The organism is Streptococcus thalassemiae (assembly GCF_903645285.1).
In the GTDB taxonomy this organism is placed as follows: Bacteria; Bacillota; Bacilli; order Lactobacillales; family Streptococcaceae; genus Streptococcus; species Streptococcus thalassemiae.
This window is the reverse complement of the sequence record NZ_CAHJXN010000004.1, coordinates 320,125-340,199: the sequence shown is the minus strand read 5'-3', so window position 1 is coordinate 340,199 and position 20,075 is coordinate 320,125. Positions and strand designations below refer to the sequence as shown.

Annotated in this window: 9 protein-coding genes and 4 pseudogenes; 4 read left to right on the top strand and 9 right to left on the bottom strand. The window is 40.8% G+C overall.

Going from position 1 to position 20,075, the window contains the following annotated elements; all coding sequences use genetic code 11:
- Nucleotides 1-114: 114 nt before the first annotated feature.
- Genes HWX15_RS09095 through HWX15_RS09085 form a run of 3 tightly spaced genes read left to right on the top strand, consistent with a single transcriptional unit; the run spans nucleotide 115 to nucleotide 2,244 of the window.
- Nucleotides 115-756, top strand: a complete 642-nt coding sequence (locus tag HWX15_RS09095; RefSeq protein WP_175880929.1) for an amino acid ABC transporter permease — start codon at nucleotides 115-117, stop codon at nucleotides 754-756.
- Nucleotides 757-765: 9 nt separating this feature from the next.
- A complete protein-coding gene (locus HWX15_RS09090) occupies nucleotides 766-1,395 on the top strand; it encodes an amino acid ABC transporter ATP-binding protein (protein ID WP_175880928.1) in 630 nt (209 codons plus the stop codon).
- 9 nt (nucleotides 1,396-1,404) lie between these two features.
- Entirely contained in the window at nucleotides 1,405-2,244 is an 840-nt protein-coding gene (locus HWX15_RS09085) for an amino acid ABC transporter substrate-binding protein (RefSeq protein WP_175880927.1), read from the top strand.
- 267 nt (nucleotides 2,245-2,511) lie between these two features.
- Here the strand turns inward: HWX15_RS09085 and HWX15_RS09080 are convergent, their stop codons facing one another.
- The 9 genes and pseudogenes from HWX15_RS09080 to HWX15_RS09040 form a co-directional block, all read right to left on the bottom strand.
- The gene (locus tag HWX15_RS09080; protein ID WP_175880926.1) at nucleotides 2,512-2,859 is read right to left on the bottom strand and encodes a DUF6568 family protein; all 348 of its coding nucleotides are present in this window, start codon (nucleotides 2,857-2,859) and stop codon (nucleotides 2,512-2,514) included.
- Nucleotides 2,860-2,970: 111 nt separating this feature from the next.
- Nucleotides 2,971-4,689 (bottom strand): phospho-sugar mutase, encoded by a 1,719-nt coding sequence (locus HWX15_RS09075; protein WP_004254235.1) that lies wholly within the window; start codon nucleotides 4,687-4,689, stop codon nucleotides 2,971-2,973.
- Nucleotides 4,690-4,922: 233 nt separating this feature from the next.
- A complete protein-coding gene (locus tag HWX15_RS09070) occupies nucleotides 4,923-5,873 on the bottom strand; it encodes an Rpn family recombination-promoting nuclease/putative transposase (protein WP_175880925.1) in 951 nt (316 codons plus the stop codon).
- A gap of 210 nt (nucleotides 5,874-6,083) precedes the next feature.
- Nucleotides 6,084-6,431: pseudogene (locus tag HWX15_RS09775) on the bottom strand (Rpn family recombination-promoting nuclease/putative transposase); the annotation flags it as partial.
- 5 nt (nucleotides 6,432-6,436) lie between these two features.
- Nucleotides 6,437-6,856: pseudogene (locus HWX15_RS09060) on the bottom strand (Rpn family recombination-promoting nuclease/putative transposase); the annotation flags it as partial.
- Nucleotides 6,853-7,803, bottom strand: coding sequence for an Rpn family recombination-promoting nuclease/putative transposase (locus HWX15_RS09055; RefSeq protein WP_175880923.1), 951 nt, complete (start codon nucleotides 7,801-7,803; stop codon nucleotides 6,853-6,855). The gene HWX15_RS09055 and the pseudogene HWX15_RS09060, both read right to left, overlap by 4 nt.
- Nucleotides 7,804-8,011: 208 nt before the next feature.
- Nucleotides 8,012-8,359 (bottom strand): annotated as a pseudogene (locus tag HWX15_RS09050) (Rpn family recombination-promoting nuclease/putative transposase); the annotation flags it as partial.
- Between the two features lie 5 nt (nucleotides 8,360-8,364).
- A pseudogene (locus HWX15_RS09045) lies at nucleotides 8,365-8,796 on the bottom strand (RpnC/YadD family protein); the annotation flags it as partial.
- Between the two features lie 7 nt (nucleotides 8,797-8,803).
- A complete protein-coding gene (locus HWX15_RS09040) occupies nucleotides 8,804-9,802 on the bottom strand; it encodes an Rpn family recombination-promoting nuclease/putative transposase (protein ID WP_175880920.1) in 999 nt (332 codons plus the stop codon).
- Between the two features lie 442 nt (nucleotides 9,803-10,244).
- On the opposite strand from HWX15_RS09040, the gene HWX15_RS10210 reads away from it, so the two are divergent.
- Nucleotides 10,245-20,072 carry a mucin-binding protein gene (locus HWX15_RS10210; RefSeq protein WP_175880919.1) on the top strand — a complete coding sequence of 3,276 codons (9,828 nt, stop codon included), beginning with the start codon at nucleotides 10,245-10,247 and terminating at the stop codon, nucleotides 20,070-20,072.
- The last annotated feature ends 3 nt before the right edge of the window (nucleotides 20,073-20,075 follow it).

Here is a 20,075-nt window from a genome sequence, read left to right as displayed (position 1 = left end):
CTCTTTTGATAGCTACGGTTTTTATTTTTATATGATAGAATTTTTTTACAAAAATGGTTGGTTATTTTGTTTATTCATGCTATAATAGGAACAATTACTTTTAGGAGGTGCAGTATGTCTTATTTATTTGAGATATTACCGAGTTTACTGAATGGTGCGAGCACGACTGTACAGGTCTTTGCACTGGTCTTGCTATTTTCGATTCCCTTGGGCGTTTTGATTGCCTTTGCCTTGCAAGTCCATTGGAAGCCCCTCCATTATCTGATTAACATTTACATCTGGGTTATGCGAGGAACCCCCTTACTCTTGCAACTGATTTTTATTTATTATGTGCTCCCAAGTATTGGGATTCGTTTAGATCGCCTTCCTGCTGCCATTATTGCCTTTGTTCTCAACTATGCAGCTTACTTTGCAGAAATTTTCCGTGGGGGAATTGACACTATTCCAAGAGGACAGTATGAGGCTGCCAAGGTCTTGAAGTTTAGCCCTTTTGCCACAGTACGCTATATTATCTTGCCCCAAGTGACCAAGATCGTTCTTCCTAGTGTCTTTAATGAGGTTATGAGTTTGGTCAAGGATACGTCTCTAGTCTACGCTCTAGGAATTTCAGACCTTATCTTAGCAAGCCGAACAGCTGCCAACCGTGACGCCAGCCTGGTTCCCATGTTCTTGGCAGGAGCCATTTACTTGATTTTGATTGGGATTGTGACCATTCTTGCCAAAAAAGTTGAGAAGAAGTACAGTTATTATAGATAGGAGGCAGCCATGTTAGAATTACGAAATATCAATAAGAAATTCGGAGACAAACGAATCCTGTCTGATTTCAGTCTAAGCATTCCTGAAAAGCAAATCCTGGCTATCGTTGGACCTTCTGGTGGAGGTAAGACGACCCTCTTACGTATGCTTGCGGGTCTTGAAACCATTGATTCAGGGCAAATCTTTTATAATGGACAACCTTTAGAGCTGGATGAATTGCAGAAGCGCAACCTACTGGGATTTGTCTTCCAAGATTTTCAACTGTTCCCTCATTTATCAGTTCTGGATAATTTGACCTTATCGCCTGTGAAGACCATGGGAATGAAGCAGGATGAGGCTGAGAAGAAGGCGCGTGGTCTTTTGGAACAATTAGGACTAGCAGGGCATGCAGATGCCTATCCATTTTCATTATCTGGTGGGCAAAAGCAGCGGGTGGCTTTGGCGCGTGCTATGATGATTGACCCGGAAATTATTGGCTACGATGAACCAACTTCTGCCCTGAATCCAGAATTACGCTTGGAAGTGGAAAAACTAATCTTGCAAAATAGGGAACTTGGTATGACACAGATTGTGGTAACCCATGATTTGCAGTTTGCTGAAAATATCGCAGATCAGATTCTCAAGGTTGAGCCTAAGTAGGAGGTGTCGATGACTAATAAGAAAGTTGTTTTAGTATTGGTTTCTATCCTGACTCTCTTTTTAACGGCTTGTACTCAGAAGGCTAGCGATCCAAAGCAGGATAACTGGGATAAGTATCAAGAGCAAGGCAGTATAACTATTGGTTTTGACAATACTTTTGTACCCATGGGTTTTGAAGAAAAGAATGGCCAATATACAGGCTTTGATATTGACTTAGCACAAGCTGTCTCTGAAAAATTAGGTTTTAAGGTTCAATTTCAACCAATCGACTGGGATATGAAGGAGACGGAACTGCAAAATGGAACCATAGATGCCATCTGGAATGGCTATTCTGCCACTGATGAACGCCGAGAGAAGGTTGCCTTTAGCATTCCATATATGGAAAATCAGCAAGTTCTGGTTGCGAAGAAAAGCCAGCAGATTCATTCAGTAGAGGATATGGAGGATAAGACATTGGGAGCCCAAGCCGGTTCCTCTGGTTATTTGGATTTTGAAGCTCAGCCAGATTTACTGAAAAATCGTGTAAAAGACCAGAAGGCTAATCAGTACCAGAGTTTCAATGAAGCCTTGATTGATTTGAAAAATGATCGAATTGATGCCTTGTTGATTGACCGAGTGTATGCTAATTACTATCTTCAGTCTGAGGGGATATTAAATGACTATAATGTCTTTTCAGCTGGATTTGAGAGTGAATCTTTTGCGGTCGGAGTTAGACCAGCAGACAAGAGATTGCTGCAAGCTTTAAACCAAGCCTTTATTGAACTATACCAAGAAGGAAAGTTCCAAGAGATTAGCCATAAATGGTTTGGAGAAGATGTAGCAACTAAAGAAGTGAAAGAAGGACAGTAAGATAAAGTAGTGGCTGAGACTGCGTTTTGATTAGCAAAACGTAGTTTTTTTATAATCTAGGAAAACGATAATAGCGATTGAATCTGGATAATTGAATATGGAATAGCCCACTGTGATTTCTAAACCATTGTTAAAAATTGATTTGATTTCCAAAATTAAAATGTTCTGTAATGAAATGCTGATGCAACTGTTTTAGGAACAATAAAACGCATAATATCAAGGTTTTTGAACCTTATATTATGCGTTTTGTGATTGTTAGCTGATTTTTTACAATCCTGCAAATTCTTTGATTTCTTGTGCTGACATTGAAGAGTCGCAACGGACGTTGATTTGTCCATCTGCAACGTGAACAAAGCCTGGTACAGTTGGGATTCCATAACGTGAGCGGAATGCTTGCAACTCATTGAGTTGGCTTGGTTCTTCACTGTTGATGAAGTAGATGTGAGCTTTGGTTTCAGCTATGACACCAGCCAATGTACCTGCAAATTTACGGCAGTAAGGGCAAGTTTTGCGACCGATAAAGAAAGTTGCAGTTTCTTTATTATCAAGAGCTTCTTGCGCACGCGCAACTGTAGTGACTTCAAGGTCTTTGATATTATCTAAAAATTGTTCCATGAGATTACCTCGCTTTCATTGATAACTCTAGTATGCCATAAAGTTTCTAAAATTGCTTAGATTTGATACGAAAAAAAGATGAGATTGGTTGGTCTCATCTTTTATAGGATTTTATTTTACAAAAGCATTGATTTCTGCTTCGATGTTAGCAATTTTAGCTTGTGATTCTTCGTTGGTTTCACCTACAACTGCAATGTAGAACTTGATTTTTGGTTCTGTACCTGAAGGGCGAACAGCAATCCATGAACCGTCAGCAAGTGTGTATTTCAACACATCACTTGGAGGAGTTGTCAAGTTTGTAACAGTTCCGTCAGCAGCAGTGGCAGTTTGAGCCTTGAAGTCTTCTACGACAGTGATAGCTGTTGTGTTCCATTCTTTTGGAGCATTGTTACGGAATTTAGCCATAATCGCTTTGATTTGTTCTGCACCATCGACACCAGAAAGAGTAACAGAGATAGTCTTTTCAGCGTAGTAGCCGTACTCTTTGTAGATTTCTTCGATACCATCAGCAAGTGTCAAACCGCGTGAACGGTAGTAGGCAGCAAGTTCAGCAACGACAAGAACGGCTTGGATAGCATCTTTATCACGTACGAATGGTTTAATCAAGTAACCGAAGCTTTCTTCAAATCCCATCATGTAAGTGTGATTGTGTTTTTCTTCGAATTCTTGGATTTTTTCAGCGATAAATTTGAAACCTGTCAAAACGTTGAACATGGTTGCACCGTAGCTTTCAGCAATCTTCGTTACCAAGTCAGTTGATACGATAGATTTGCATAGGGCTGCATTTTCAGGAAGAGTTCCAGCGTTTTTGTGGGCTTCCAAGATGTATTTAGCCATGATAGCACCGATTTGGTTACCTGAAAGGTTGAGGTAGCTACCATCTTTTTGAAGAACTTCAACACCAACACGGTCAGCGTCTGGGTCAGTTGCCACAAGCACATCTGCACCAACTTGACGACCAAGTTCTTCAGCAAGGGCAAAGGCTGCTTGGCTTTCTGGGTTTGGAGATTTTACAGTTGAGAAGTCAGGATCAGCAGTTGCTTGCGCTTCAACGACTTGAACAGAGTCAAATCCTGCTTGGGCAAGGGCACGACGAGCCAACATTTCACCAGTACCATGAAGTGGTGTGTAGACAATCTTCATGTCTTTACCAAATTCTTCAATCAAGGCTGGGTTGATGTTTACGTCCTTAACTTCTTTAAGGTATTCTACGTCAACAGCTTCGCCGATAACTTCAATCAAGCCAGAAGCTTTTTCAGCTTCCACATCAGCAACTTCTACCGCAAATGGGTTTTCGATTGCACGGATATAAGTAGTCAAAGCGTCCGCATCGTGTGGAGGCATTTGTCCACCGTCTTCACCGTAAACCTTGTATCCGTTAAATGGAGCAGGGTTGTGGCTGGCTGTGACCATGATACCTGCGAAACAGTTGAGATGACGAACCGCAAATGATAGTTCTGGAGTTGGACGAAGGCTTTCAAATACGTAAGATTTGATACCGTGTTTAGCAAGAACTGCCGCAGATTCAAAGGCAAACTCAGGTGAGAAGTGACGGCTATCGTAGGCGATTGCTACACCGCGTTCTTTTTCGTTTCCACCTTTTGACTCAATCAAACGAGCTAATCCCTCAGTAGCTTGGCGAACAACATAGATGTTGATGCGGTTTGTACCAGCACCAATCAAGCCACGCATACCTGCAGTACCAAATTCAAGATTTGTATAGAAGGCATCTTCCTTAGTTTTTTCATCCATATTTTCCAAATCTTGACGAAGGTAGTCAGGAAGCTCCGCAAAATCAACCCATTTCTGGTAATTTTCTTGGTAAGACATTCAAATTCTCCTTTATTTTTAAAACATTTAATCAGTTTGATTATATCATTTTTTTTAGTTTTAGTAAAACCTTATCTGCTTCGAAAATCTCTTCAAACCAGGTCAGATTGAATTTGGGGTTTATACGATGTTGAGGCTAGGAAAAATTCAATCTCAGTAAAAAAGTAAGTCTTCTCATAATAAAACATTGATACCAAACGTTTTATTATGAGAAGACTTTTACCCAGCATCTTTTAATGATGATAATCTTTCAATAGCGCCTCAAACTCAGAGACAGTCATTCCCAATTGCTGGCTGGCTACCTCAGAAGTCAGAAGACCTTGGCGGACCATATCTAGGAAGGCAAAAAGTTTTCCACGTTCAAGTCCTTGTTCTAAACCTTTTTCGATGCCCTGTTCAATCCCCTCTGCGCGACCACGCTCCAAGCCCTTTTCCTCAGCTTGTTCCAAAGCATAGTCCTGTGCTAACAAGGCTTGTTCTTCACGCATACGTAGTTGACTAAACATCTTCCTGTCCTCCTCGGACCAGCTCTTATAGTCCAGCAGTTGGTCTGCCTGGCTGATGGCTCGCTCTGGTTGTTGGGTAAAGGGCTTGTTGCCGAAAAACTCCAACCACGGCTTGCGAACCTCGTCTTTGCTGGTTTCTCTGTATTTTTTAAGTTCTAAGAAAGCCATCTTAACCAGATGGTTTTCTTGACCGTTATTTGTGATGGTTAAGACTTCACCTGTCGTGTCCTCGCGCATGCTAAAGCTATGAAAAGCTAAGTCATCTGAGAAGTAGTTGCTGTCCACAATTGCGATAGCGTATACTGGTGCGATGTGTTTATAGCTCTGGTGTGTATCACCTTCTCGTTGGCGAATTTTTTCAAGGTTTTGATTGACCTGACTGCACAGGTAAGCCCACAGGCGATTGATGAAAAAATTCTGATGATGCACCTGAATCTCAATGATAACTTGAGTGCCATTGTCCAACTCCGCTAACACATCTATACTGGTATAGAAATCCTGCGCCGAGTAGGGCAGGGAAGGCAAGACATGAATGTTACTTCCCTCCAAAATGGTCACATTTTTGGCTGGTAAATCCAGCATATCGCGAATAAATTGACAAGTGATTTCTGGATTACTAAAAATCTTTTTAGCAACCAAGTCATTAGTTGGGCTAATGCCCGGATGACGTAAGGTCATATTCTTTCTCCTTTCATTATAGCACATTTTTTAATCTAATTTGCTAGATTCTATGCTTCTATCTATTTATTCGGAAAAGAAAGGGAAAAGTTCAAACTTTCCTGAAAATAGCAATACATTAAGTAAAAAAAGATAGCCAAACTCTTTCCATCAAGAAATTTAGCTATCTTTTTTAGGTTGTTTTAAGATTGCATAACGCTTACAGATTTCTCACTTATGTTCTTTCAACAGTGCCTCAAACTCAGCCACAGTCATGCCTAACTGCTGGCTGGCAATCTCAGGTGTTAAAAGATGCTGGTGAACGAGATTTACTAATCCTTTTTTCAGTCCTTTTTCCTCAGCTTGTTCCAAAGCATAGTCCTGTGCTAACAAGGCTTGTTCTTCTCGCATACGTAGTTGACTAAACATCTTCCTGTCCTCCTCGGACCAGTTCTTGTAGCTTAGCAGTTGGGATGCTTGGCTGATAGCTCGCTCGGGTTCTTGGGTAAAGGGCTTGTTGCCGAAAAACTCCAACCACGGCTTGCGAGCCTTGTCTTTGCTGGTTTCTCTGTATTTTTTAGGTCTTATTTATGATGGTCCTTCAATAATTCTTCAAACTCAGAGACAGTCATTCCCAATTGCTGACTGGCAATCTCAGAAGTCAGCAGACCTTGGTGGACCATATCTAGGAAGGCAAAGAGTTTTCCACGCTCAAGTCCTTGTTCAATCCCCTCTGCGCGACCACGTTCAAGACCACGTTCTAATCCTTTTTCCTCAGCTTGTTCCAAGGCATAGTCCTGTGCCAACAATGCCTGTTCCTCGCGCATACGTAGTTGACTAAACATTTTCCTGTCCTCCTCGGACCAGCTCTTGTAGTCTAGCAGTTGGTCTGCTTGGCTGATGGCTCGCTCAGGTTGCTGGGTAAAGGGTTTATTCCCGAAAAACTCCAACCATGGTTTACGAACCTCGTCTTTGCTGGTTTCTCTGTATTTTTTAAGTCTTATTTGTAATGTTCTTCCAACAGCGCTTCAAACTCAGCCACAGTCATTCCCAATTGCTGGCTGGCAACCTCGGAAGTCAGAATACCTTGACGTACTAGATTTACTAAACCTACTTTTAATCCCTCTTCAATGCCTTCTGCTCGCCCACGCTCTAAACCTTGTTCAATCCCCTCTGCACGACCACGTTCCAACCCTTTTTCTTCAGCTTGTTCCAAGGCATAGTCCTGTGCTAACAAGGCTTGTTCTTCTCGCATACGTAGTTGACTAAACATTTTCCTGTCCTCCTCGGACCAGCTCTTGTAATCTAGCAGTTGGTCTGCCTGGCTGATGGCTCGCTCGGGTTCTTGGGTAAAGGGCTTGTTCCCGAAAAACTCCAACCATGGCTTCCGAACCTCGTCCTTGCTGGTTTCTCTGTATTTTTTTAATTCCAAGAACGCCATCTTAACCAGATGGTTTTCTTGTCCGTTATTTGTGATGGTTAAGGCTTCACCTGTCGTGTCCTCTCGCATGCTAAAACTGTGGAAAGCCAAATCATCTGAGAAATAATTGCTGTCCACGATTGCGATAGCGTATACTGGTGCGATGTGTTTATAGCTCTGGTGAGTATCACCTTCGCGTTGGCGAATTTTTTCAAGATTTTGATTGACCTGACTGCACAAGTAAGCCCACAGGCGATTGATGAAAAAATTCTGATGATGAACTTGGATTTCGATAATAACCTGCGTGCCATTGTCTAACTCCGCCAAGACGTCTATACTGGTATAGAAATCCTGAGCCGAGTAGGGCAGAGAAGGCAAGACATGAATGTTACTTCCCTCTAAAATAGTTACATTTTTAGCTGGTAAATCCAACATATCGCGAATAAATTGACAAGTGATCTCTGGATTGCTGAAAATTTTCTTAGCAACCAAATCATTGGTTGGGCTGATGCCCGGATGACGTACAGTCATATTTCTTCTCCTTTCATTATAGCACATTTTTTAATCTAATTTGCTAGATTTGATGCTTCTATCTATTTATTCGGAAAAGAAAGTGAAAAGTTCAAACTTTCCTGAAAATAACAATATCTTAGATAAAAAAGATAGCCAAACTCTTTACATCAAGAAATTTAGCTATCCTTTTTAGTTGTTTTTGTATCGTGTAATATTTACAGATTTCTCACTTATGTTCTTTCAACAGCACTTCAAACTCAGCCACAGTCATTCCCAATTGCTGACTTGCAACCTCAGCGGTTAAAAGATGCTGGTGAACGAGATTTACTAATCCTTTTTTCAGTCCTTTTTCCTCAGCTTGTTCCAAGGCATAGTCCTGTGCTAACAAGGCTTGTTCTTCTCGCATACGTAGTTGACTAAACATTTTCCTGTCCTCCTCGGACCAGCTCTTGTAGTCCAGCAGTTGGTCTGCTTGGCTGATGGCTCGCTCGGGTTGTTGAGTAAAGGGTTTGTTACCAAAAAACTCCAACCACGGTTTGCGAACCTTGTCTTTGCTGGTTTCTCTGTATTTTTTAGGTCTTATTTATGATGGTCTTTCAATAATTCTTCAAACTCAGCGACAGTCATGCCTAATTGCTTACTGGCTACCTCAGAAGTCAGAAGACCTTGGCGGACCATATCTAGGAAGGCAAAGAGTTTTCCACGTTCAAGTCCTTGTTCTAAACCTTTTTCGATGCCTTGTTCAATACCTTCAGCTCGCCCACGCTCTAGTCCCCGCTCTAAGCCCTTTTCTTCAGCTTGTTCCAAAGCATAGTCCTGTGCTAACAAGGCTTGTTCTTCTCGCATACGTAGTTGACTAAACATCTTCCTGTCCTCCTCGGACCAGTTCTTGTAGCTTAGCAGTTGGGATGCTTGGCTGATAGCTCGCTCGGGTTCTTGGGTAAAGGGCTTGTTGCCGAAAAACTCCAACCACGGCTTGCGAGCCTTGTCTTTGCTGGTTTCGCTGTATTTTTAGGTCTTATTTATGATGGTCTTTCAATAGCTCTTCAAACTCAGCCACGGTCATTCCTAACTGCTGGCTGGCAACCTCGGAAGTCAGAAGACCTTGACGTACTAGATTTACTAAACCTACTTTTAATCCTTCTTCTCGTCCTTGTTCACGACCCTCTGCACGACCACGTTCAAGACCACGCTCTAAACCTTGTTCAATCCCCTCTGTACGACCACGTTCAAGACCTTCTGCACGACCACGTTCCAACCCTTTTTCTTCAGCTTGTTCCAAGGCATAGTCCTGTGCTAACAAGGCTTGTTCTTCACGCATACGTAGTTGACTAAACATTTTCCTGTCCTCCTCGGACCAGCTCTTGTAGTCCAGCAGTTGGTCTGCTTGGCTGATGGCTCGCTCGGGGTGCTGGGTAAAGGGTTTGTTCCCAAAAAACTCTAACCACGGCTTGCGAACCTCGTCTTTGCTGGTTTCTCTATATTTTTTTAGTTCCAAGAATGCCATCTTGATCAGATGGTTTTCTTGTCCATTGTTTGTGATGGTTAAGACCTCACCTGTCGTGTCCTCGCGCATACTAAAGCTATGGAAAGCCAAGTCATCTTGAAAATAATTACTATCCACAATAGCGATTGCGTAAACAGGTGCGATGTGTTTGTAACTTTGATGAGTATCTCCTTCACGTTGGCGAATTTTTTCTAGGTTTTGATTGACCTGACTGCACAGATAAGCCCACAGGCGATTGATGAAAAAATTCTGATGATGAACTTGAATCTCAATAATTACCTGAGTGCCATTGTCCAACTCCGCCAAGACGTCTATACTGGTATAGAAATCCTGCGCTGAGTAAGGCAGGGAGGGCAAGACATGAATGTTACTTCCTTCCAAAATGGTCACATTTTTGGCTGGCAAGTCCAGCATATCGCGAATAAATTGACAAGTGATTTCTGGATTGCTAAAAATTTTCTTAGCAACCAAATCGTTGGTCGGGCTAATGCCCGGATGACGTACAGTCATGTTTGCTCTCCTTTCATTATAGCACATTTTTTAATCTAATTTACTAGATTTGATGCTTCTATCTATTTATTCGGGAAAAAGTAGAAAAAGAGTAGAAAAAATGTCGAATTGTCTCATTTTTAAAGAAATAAGTGTAAAAGTTAATGGAAATCTAAAAGCAAGCTGGAAAGGTCTCAAAGCACGGCGCTGAGCTTGCTGATAGGAGGAAGTAAGTCCATAAGATGCACACGACAAGGCAAGGATGATGAGGCTTCATCTTTGGTGTTGGCTTACTGATGATGGACTTCTAACCTAGCTTTGGTCTTAGTAAAAAGAGTCGTCTTTCCATTCAAAAAATTTGAAGTTTCAAGCCGACTGGTGTATAATATATTCATGAATTGTATTCTATTATATAGGAAGTAATAGGGTACGATATATATATATATATATATGGAGTGTAAGAATGAATCATCCAGAAAAACAATTAAAATACAGTATTCGGAAAGTGAGTGTCGGTGCAGCTAGTGTTGTCATTGGGGCGCTCTATCTTTTGATGGGAGCTGGGATTGCTCATGCTGAGGGCGTGGAGTCAGCGAGGGAAACTGAGAGGACAGCAAACCCGACAGATCGAGAACAGTCTGGAAATGGAGAGACAGGAAACAATCCTGACCTCAGCAATACTGATGCAGCAGCAAACACCTATAATGCTCCCGTAGCTGAAAATCCGCTAGTAGCTCCAGGAAGTGCCAAACCTCGTGGTAAAAGGGCTCTACCTGATGGGGATACAGGAGAGACACCAGCTGGCGCTACAGGGACTGCATCAGGAGAGAACCAGCCAACAGGTGAAAATTCACCTGTACTGGATGCCAATCGTAAAGGTGAGACAGTAAAAACTGACCAACCAGGGGTACATGTACCTAAAGATGGAGAAGAGGGTTCGGATGATAAGAATGCCCACTTAACATTTGATACTCCTGATGAGAATGCTACAGTTGAGTACATGTACAAAATCATCCAAAATATGCCGGATGACTTCCAAAACAACGAGCGTTCATACTTGAGAAATATGAACACCCTTGGGGATGCACTTAGATTTGACGAAAATGGAAACGTCACTGATGATCCAAATGGTAAAAAACTTCAACCAGGTGAAATTAGAGAAATCAGTAGCTTTGGTGGATGGACAGCCATTATGAAAAAAGATGGTACAACTGGTAAATTCGCCGTTGGGATGAAAAATAAAGAAGGTTACTTTACTGGTTGGTACACTGATAAAGATGGCAAACGCCAAGAAGGTGGAATGCTTGGTTCTGACGCCATGGACCGAGTCTACGTCCACGAGCAAGCCCTAGACCGTCGCTTCAAGTATATGCTTATGCTTGCTAAAGGACGTACTATCGCCAATAGAACTGATAAAGCACAAGATAACTCTGAGTTTGATATAAAGACAGCAAATAACAAGTTGAATAAAGATCATCTTAATAGCTTACCTGTAAAAGAGAAGGAAGATATTCTCCAACATTCTCCAAATATTGAGGGATTCAATGGAATAGAAAAAACCTTCACTGCCTTTTCTACCAAATATGGAAGTCGCTTGAAAATCGACTTTGTAACAGGATATATCTCAGACTATGAAGGGTCAAAAGGGACCTATCGTATCGTTGTTAAAGCGATTAAAAAAGGTGATACTGACGGTGCAACTAAAGAAGAAACTATCTATGATCACACTATCAACCGAATTGACGGAGTAGTAGAGAACGAAGAACGCTACAGCCAAGGTGTAGATTTAAAAGGGTTTAACAAACTAATTAAACAGTTATTGACAGAGGAACACGAGAAAAAAGTTAAGCCTCTTGCAGCAGCAAGATATAAGGAGCAACATCCAGAAGTAAAAAACCCTAAATTTAGCCAATATAAAGACCTAATGCCTATTATCACAAAAGAGCTCGCTGAAAAAGACAAAGGGGCAGTTACCTACGAGTTACCTATAGATAAGGATAAGTTACAACTTCAGGGAAAAAACTCTTTTAAAGAAGGGATTCCTTTTACAGATGGTTATACAACTGTAGCCAATAAGCTTAATAATAGTTTTAGCAAAACTTTGGATCCAGAGGTGCAACCAAACTCTCCAACATGGGCGAATACCAATGATAAGAAATCGGATGGAACTCTAAAAAGAACTGACCCAGATCGTGTTTATGAAATATTAAATTTTGTATTGCCGACTGCGAAAAAAATTATCTATCATGCAGATACAGACCAATTAGAACTCCAAACAGATCCAGAAAAAGTGAAAAGTCATCGTCAAGAACTTGAAGCTAGACTAAAAACAAAAGAAGCTAGCTTAGCAAGCAGTACGAATCAAGAGGAAAAAACTAAACTAAAAAAAGAAATCTCTGCCTTAAAATCAGCCATTGGATCAACAAACGCCTACACTTACCTGGAAGCAAGAAACGGTAGTAAAGAAGCAAAAATCCTTGGCTCACATATGGAAGCGAAAGTGCAACCTGATGCAAGTCAACTAAAAGAAGCTGAGTACAATAGACTAAAGACCAATGAACTTGCTGCGAAGGAACAAGATGGTCTTTCAAAATTCACTGCCTATTTTGTTGAAAAAGAAAACGTTGCACGTTCAAAGGTAATTTCTGATGAGGAATTATCAAAAAAAATTACTGAGGCAATTGATGGAGATAATGACAAATTAGGTAAAGGTGGATACTTCTCAACAGGGGATATTCCATTGGACAAAGATGTCGTAGCCTATAAAGTGCAAGTGTTTGCGGAAAATGAAAAACGTGTCGGGGTTAATAAGCAAAGTCCAAGACTTCAATATAACCTACCTATCCTAGCCGATTTCTCAGTTATTCAAGATACGGTAGAACCATCAAAAGAAGTAGCCAAACGGATCATTGAGAAACAGGTGAAAGAGAAGAAAATTCCACCAGAAGAAGGGGAAAAACTCAAAGGAAAAATCGATGAAAGTAAGAAAACGTCGGAAGTTAGAAAGGCTATCTCTGGTAATGTAAAGGTTCGTTATGTCGATGAACAGGGACAAGATATACCACTATCTGATGAAGAAGCTAAAAAAGTTGGAGAAAAATCTGATAATGGTACCTACCTTGTAGAAAAAGAAGCCCTTATTGGGTCAAGCTACGATGTAACAAGTAAGAAATTACGTGGGATTAACACAGGTGAGAAAAAATACCGCCTAAAACGCTCTCTTGATAATACTGATGGCTTATATACAAATTCAGCAGCTGTCACAGGTTCAGTAACTTCAGCTGATAAGGTTGTAACATTTGTCTATGAAGAAGGGGAAGCCACCAAAGCAAAAGCAGTTGTTCATGTGATGAAACAACAAGATGGAGGAACAGCTGTTGAATTACCAGAACATAAGCTCAACCTTGAAACAGAAGTAGGTGAAGACTTCCCATCAACAGATGTTGATGCCAAAGTTGCTGCCTTGAAAAAAGCAGGTTATGAGATTGTCAGCAATACCTTTACAGACGGAACACCTGAATCAAGAAAAGGTGATGACCAAGAGGACGTAGACGGACAAGAGCCAACGCAGTCTTATACGATTACAGTACAAGAGCGTACAAAAGAAGTAACAGAACCGCCAACTCCAGATACCCCGATTGACCCTAATATTCCAGATGGACCAAAATGGCCAGAAACAGGACTAAAAGAGTCTAATCTCAAGGTAGAAGTAACACGAACCATCACCTATGTCAAGAAAGCAAGTCCAGATGGAGCTGAGGAGCCAAGTGGAGTAGAAAATAAGGTAGATAAAGTTCTATTCAAACGGACTGCTACCTATAACCTAGTTACAAAAGCAGTTACATATGGAAACTGGACTACTGACAATCAGAATTTCCCAGAAGTCAAGACACCATTATTAAAAGGCTACCTAGCAGATAAGAAAGTGGTGACAGAGGAAACAGCAACAAAACCTACTAAGACTGGTGAAGTAACAAACATTGAGAAAAAAGTTGTTTATACTAAGTTAGGATCATGGGTACCGAAAATACCAGGAAAAGATTCAACACCAATTCCATATCCGAATGACCCAGACGATCCAACCAAGCCTAAAACTCCAACTTATCCAGAAACCCCTGAGACTCCAGGAGAGACACCAAATCCTCAGCCGGGAGATCCAGGGACACCTGAAACTCCAGCAACCCCACCAGTCATTCCATATGTACCAGGCTACACACCAAAAGTACCGACGGATCCAACACAACCAGAAAATCCAGATACGAATCCTTTAAAACCATTAGAACCATTGGATCCAAATGATCCTAAAAAGGGATACAAGGTGCCAGAAATACCTAGTGATCCTAAGAAGAATAAAGAGATAGAGTATGTGCCAAATCCACAAAAAATCCTGATAAAAGTTGTCAATATCACGACAGGGAAAGAAGTGGAAATGCCAACAGAAAAGCTGGAATTTAGTGGCGTATCCGACCAAGTAGTTGAGGATGATGATAAAACTAAAGTTGATAACAAGATAAAAGCCTTGAGACAACGTGGTTATAATGTGGAGAGCACCAATCCTATCACGACAACTACCAAGTACGATAGAGTGGACGATGCCACTACAGGAGAACCATCTCAGACTTATAAGATAGTTGTTAAAGAACCAATCAGCATAGACACTGACAGTAAAACTGTAACACGTACGATCAAATACGTGAAAAAAGATCTTGTAGATGGTGTAGAAGTTTCAACAGAAGCACATGCAACAGTTATAGATAAAGCAACATTTAACCGTGAAGTCAAGTTCAACCTTGTTACAGGGGAAACAACCTATGGTGAATGGAGTGAAGCACAAACATTAAATAAAGTCGCATCGCCAGTCCTATCAGGCTATATAGCAGATAGAGCGGAAGTTGGAGAACGTGAAGTAACAGCTACGACGGAAGATATTCAAGAAGAAGTGGTTTATACTAAGATTGGGACTTGGGTACCAAATCTCCCAGCAGGAGAAACTCCAATTGATCCAATCCCTTATCCAAACCATCCTACTGATCCAACAAAACCAGGTGATCCGACACCAGGAGTCATTCCGTATGTGCCAGGATATACACCGAAAATTGGGGAAACTCCATTACAACCAAAAGTACCAGGAGACCCAACGCAAGGTTATACACCGCCAACACCAACCGATCCTAAGTCTAACACAGCTGTCACCTATGAACCAGATTCGCAAAAAGCATTGGTCAAAGTCGTCAATACCACGACTGGAGTGGAAGTGCGCTTACCGGCAGAAGATGTCAATCTTGAAGGTAAAACTGCAGAAAAGATTTCAACAGAGAAAGTGCTTGCCAAGATTACGGACTTGGAAAAACGTGGCTTTGTTGTGGATAATAAGGATGAGGTAGTCGCTGAGATTACCAAGTCAAGCTTTGATAAGCAAAAAGACGAAGAAGGGAAAGACCCTTCCCAAGTATTCACGCTAAAAGTACATGAAAAAGTGGTAGAAGTAACAGAACCACCAACACCAAACACACCAATTGACCCAGATACTCCAGATGACCCTAATGATCCAAGTATTCCAAAATGGACAGAAGAGTTAGTGAACCAATTGTCACTTAAGAAAGATGTTACACGTACCATTACTTATGTTAAGAAAGACACTCCAAATGGAGAAGAAATTCCAAACGCTAAACCAACTGTAACTCAAACAGCACACTTTAAACGTACTGTAAAAGTAAACGTAGCAACTGGAACGGTTGTAGAGTATACAGACTGGACAAGTACGGATAAAAACTTAGCAGAAGTAACAACAGAAAAACTAGATGGATATGTAGCAGATAAGCTATCCGTAGCTAGTGTAACAGTTTCTGAAACTTCGAATGATTTAGTAGAAAAAGTTATTTATACGAAATTAGGCGCGTGGATTCCGAAAATACCAAAAGGTGTAGTGCCACCAGAAGGAACTGATACGAATCCAAAACCTTACCCTAACCACCCAACCGATCCAACCAAACCAGGTAATCCAACAGATCCAAATGTTCCGGTGATTCCGTATATCCCAGGATATACACCGAAAATTGGGGAAACACCGTTGGAACCAAAAGTACCAGGAGACCCAACAAAAGGTTATATTCCACCAGCAGTACCGACAGAACCTAATACAAATACAGAGATAAGCTATCTTGCTGATCCACAAAGAGCTGTCGTTAAAGTCGTAAACGTTAAAGAAGGAAAAGAAATACCATTACCAAACGATACGGTAGCTATTGGTAACGGCTCAACAGATGCAGATATTCCGAAAGATGACGTTAACAAGAAGATTACAGACTTGGAAAAACGTGGCTATGTCGTAGAAAACAAAGACTTATTAGATAATCAAAAATTTGATAATGTTAAGGATCCAGATGATGGAGACCCAACGCAAGTCTTTACACTGAAAGTTCATGAAAAAGTGGTGCCAGTAACACCGCCAACGCCAGATAAGCCAATTGAACCTGGAACACCAATTGATCCAACGACCCCAGTTGATCCAGACAAACCAAATGATCCAACCATCCCACGATGGACAGAGGACTTAGTGAAACAGTTGGATACTAAGAAGGAAGTGACACGTACAATTACGTATGTGGATGAAGAGGGAGCTAAGGTCACCTATACAGCTAATGGTCAAGAAACGACAGATGCAGTGACAGATAAAGTAACCTTTACTAGAACAGCGTCCATCAATGTCGTGACCAAAACCATTACTTATGGAGAATGGATGGCTGTAGATAATGACACTACATTTGATGCGGTACTATCTCCGATGGTTAAAGGTTATGTCTTAAAGGCCAACCAAGATACACAAGGTGGTTTAGTAGAGGCAAGTGGAGCAAGTGTAGTAGCAAGTGAACATCTAAAAGCAGACTCTGCAAATCAAGAACTGAAAGTAGTCTATACGAAATTAGGTTCGTGGATTCCGAAAGTCCCAGGTGTAGAAACACCAACGCCACTACCATATCCTAACCACCCAACTGATCCAACCAAACCAGGTGATCCAACAGATCCAAATACACCAAACGTCCCAGTAATTCCGTATGTACCAGGATACACACCGAAAATTGGGGAAACTCCATTACAACCAAAAGTTCCAGGAGACCCAACAAAAGGTTATATTCCGCCATCAATACCGACAGAACCAGGAACAGATAAAGAAATTAGCTATGTCCCTGATTCGCAACGAGCATTGGTCAAAGTGTACAATGTGAAAGATGGAGTGAAGATACCATTAGAAAACGATACTGTAGGTATCAATGATGGTAAAACGGATCAAGCTATTCCAACTAAATCTTTAGAAGATAAAATCAAAGAGTTGGAAAAACGTGGATACACTGTTGATAACAAGGACTTGTTGAAAGGTAAAGTTTTTGATAACCAAAAAGATCCAGAAAATGGAGACCCAACACAAGTATATGATCTCCTCGTTAGAGAACGGATAAGCTTTGATACAGAGACAAAAGCAGTTACAAGAACGATTAAATACGTTAAAATTGAAGAACAAAATGGCGCAGAAGTAGAAGTTGAGAATGCACAACCAACCAATACTCAGACTGTAAACTTTAGTCGTGACATCAGTATAAACTTGGCTACAGGTCGGATTAGCAATGGAAAATGGAGTGAAAAACAAATACTAGGAGAAGTGAAGACTCCAGTGTTAGAAGGCTATCTAGCGGATAAAGCCAAGGTAGAATCTCGTGAAGTGACAGGAGATAGTGAATCATTCGAGGAAAAAGTGGTATACAGAAAAATCGGTTCATGGGTGCCAAAAGTACCAGGAAAAGAAGAACCAACACCAATTCCGTATCCAAATGATCCAGATGATCCAACTAAGCCTAAGAATCCAGAATATCCAGAAACACCAGGTGGTAATGAGACACCAGGAACTCCAACGGATCCTAATAAACCAGTGCCACCAGTAATTCCATATGTACCAGGATATACACCAATGGTTCCTACAGATCCAACAAAACCAGTAAATCCAAATACAAATCCACTGAAACCGTTGGTGCCAGTAGATCCAGAACATCCAGAAAAAGGATATAAGGTGCCACCGGTTCCAGAAACGCCAAATGATCCTAAGATGGATACACCAATTACTTATGAAGGAAATCCGCAAAAGATTTTAATTAAAGTAGTTAATGTAACAACAGGGGTAGAAATACCACTGGATAATGAAAAATTAGAGTTTAATGGAAAATCTGGTGAAACGGTTAAAGAATCAGATAAACATTCTGTTGATGATAAAATAACTTCACTAAGAAATCGTGGATACATTGTAGATACAGTAAACCCAATAACTGCAACTACAAAATATGACACAGAGTCTGACGAAGGAAAACAAGAACCAACGCAGACATATAAATTAGTAGTAAGAGAAAAAATCTCAATAGATAAAGAATCTACAACTGTAATACGTACGATTAAATACGTTAAAATTGATGTTCAAGATGGAAATGAAGTCAGAACAGAACTTAATACGGAAAAAATCAAAACAAAAGTAGATAAGGTTGAGTTTTCAAGAAATACAACCACAAGCTTAACAACAGGTTTAACAAAAATTGGTACTTGGGATACTGAAACAAAAGAGTTATCAAAAGTTAATACACCTGTATTAGATGGATACCTTGCAAGTGTCGCTTCTGTAGAAAATAAATCTGTTTCACCTGATACAGAATCATATGAGGTGACAGTTGAATACAGAAAAATCGGTTCATGGGTGCCAAAAGTACCAGGAAAAGAAGAACCAACACCAATTCCGTATCCAAATGATCCAGATGATCCAACTAAGCCTAAAACTCCAGATTATCCAACCACTCCGCCACAACCAGGTCAACCAGTACCGAAAGTGCCAGTGATTCCATACGTTCCAGGATATACACCTAAGACACCAAACGGAACTCCATTAGTACCTATAGATCCAGAACATCCAGAAAAAGGATATAAGGTGCCACCAGTTCCAGAAACGCCAAATGATCCTAAGATGGATACACCAATCAAGTATACACCAGATGGACAAAGAGCTATTGTCAAATTTGTTGTCGTAGGCGAAGACGGAAAAGAAACGGAGCTTGAAACTTCAAGAATCACAGTTACTGGTAAGACTGGAGAGAAAATCCCAACAGAAAACTTTAATGATACATTGAAGAAACTAACAGGTGACCCAGTTAATAATGGTGACTACGAGTTAGTAGACAATCCTCTGAAAGATGGAGCAACATTTGATAACGTAAAAGATGAAGAAGGAAAAGATCCGTCTCAAGTCTTTGTCGTGAAGTTACGTCAAATCTATGTTATTCCACCGACACCGAGAATTGTCGAACGTCCAAGTGGTAATACTGTAGAAGTTGACGTGCCAAATAAAGATGCTGATACTTTATCTATTACATTTACAAAACGAAACAGTACTGAAAAAGAAACTATCGTTACGAAGAAAGATAAAGATGGTACGTGGAAAATTGAAAAATCTCCAGTTGGAGTGACTATCAATCCGACGAATGGTCGTGTTTACATTCCAAGTGAACAAGTTCAACCGAAGACATGGGTAGATACGCAAACAAAACATAAGTACAAACAAAGTAAGATTGTTAGTGTTATGCCGAATATTCTTGATGTACCTAAATTTGAAGGAACAACAGAATGGATTGACGTAAATGGAAATGTCTTAAGACCAACTGAAAATGGTTTACATGAAAAAGGTCGAATTGCAAATCATGTTTGGTTGGAAAGTCGTTTGGAAGGAAATAAAGTCACACATATTTTCTTTGCAGGTTCTCCATCTGTAGACAAGCCAGAATATAAAATTACAGTCTGGTTTGATAAAGATGGTAATCCACTTAAACCAGATCAACCAGGTACTCATGAAGCTGGAAATATTCCAGGATACAGATATATTACAACTGTAACGGAGGATGGTATTACGATTCATCGATTTGAAAAGATACCGCCAGTTCTTCCTAACGAACCAATTCCAGATAGACCTGAGGAGCCAAGACCACAACCAAATCCAGAGCATCCAAGTGCTCCGACACCAAGCCCAGAACTACCAAATCAAGAGACTCCAATACCAGAGCCAACTCCAGAACCAGATGCTCCAAGACCTGAAACTCCAGTGAATCCAGATCCAGAAGTTCCGACTTATGAGACAGGTAAGAGAGAGGAGTTGCCAAATACAGGTACAGAGGCTAATACTGGCTTAGCTGGGGCAGGATTGTTGACCTTGTTAGCAGGTTTGGGACTAGGATTCTTCAAGAAAAAAGAAGATGAATCCGAATAATAT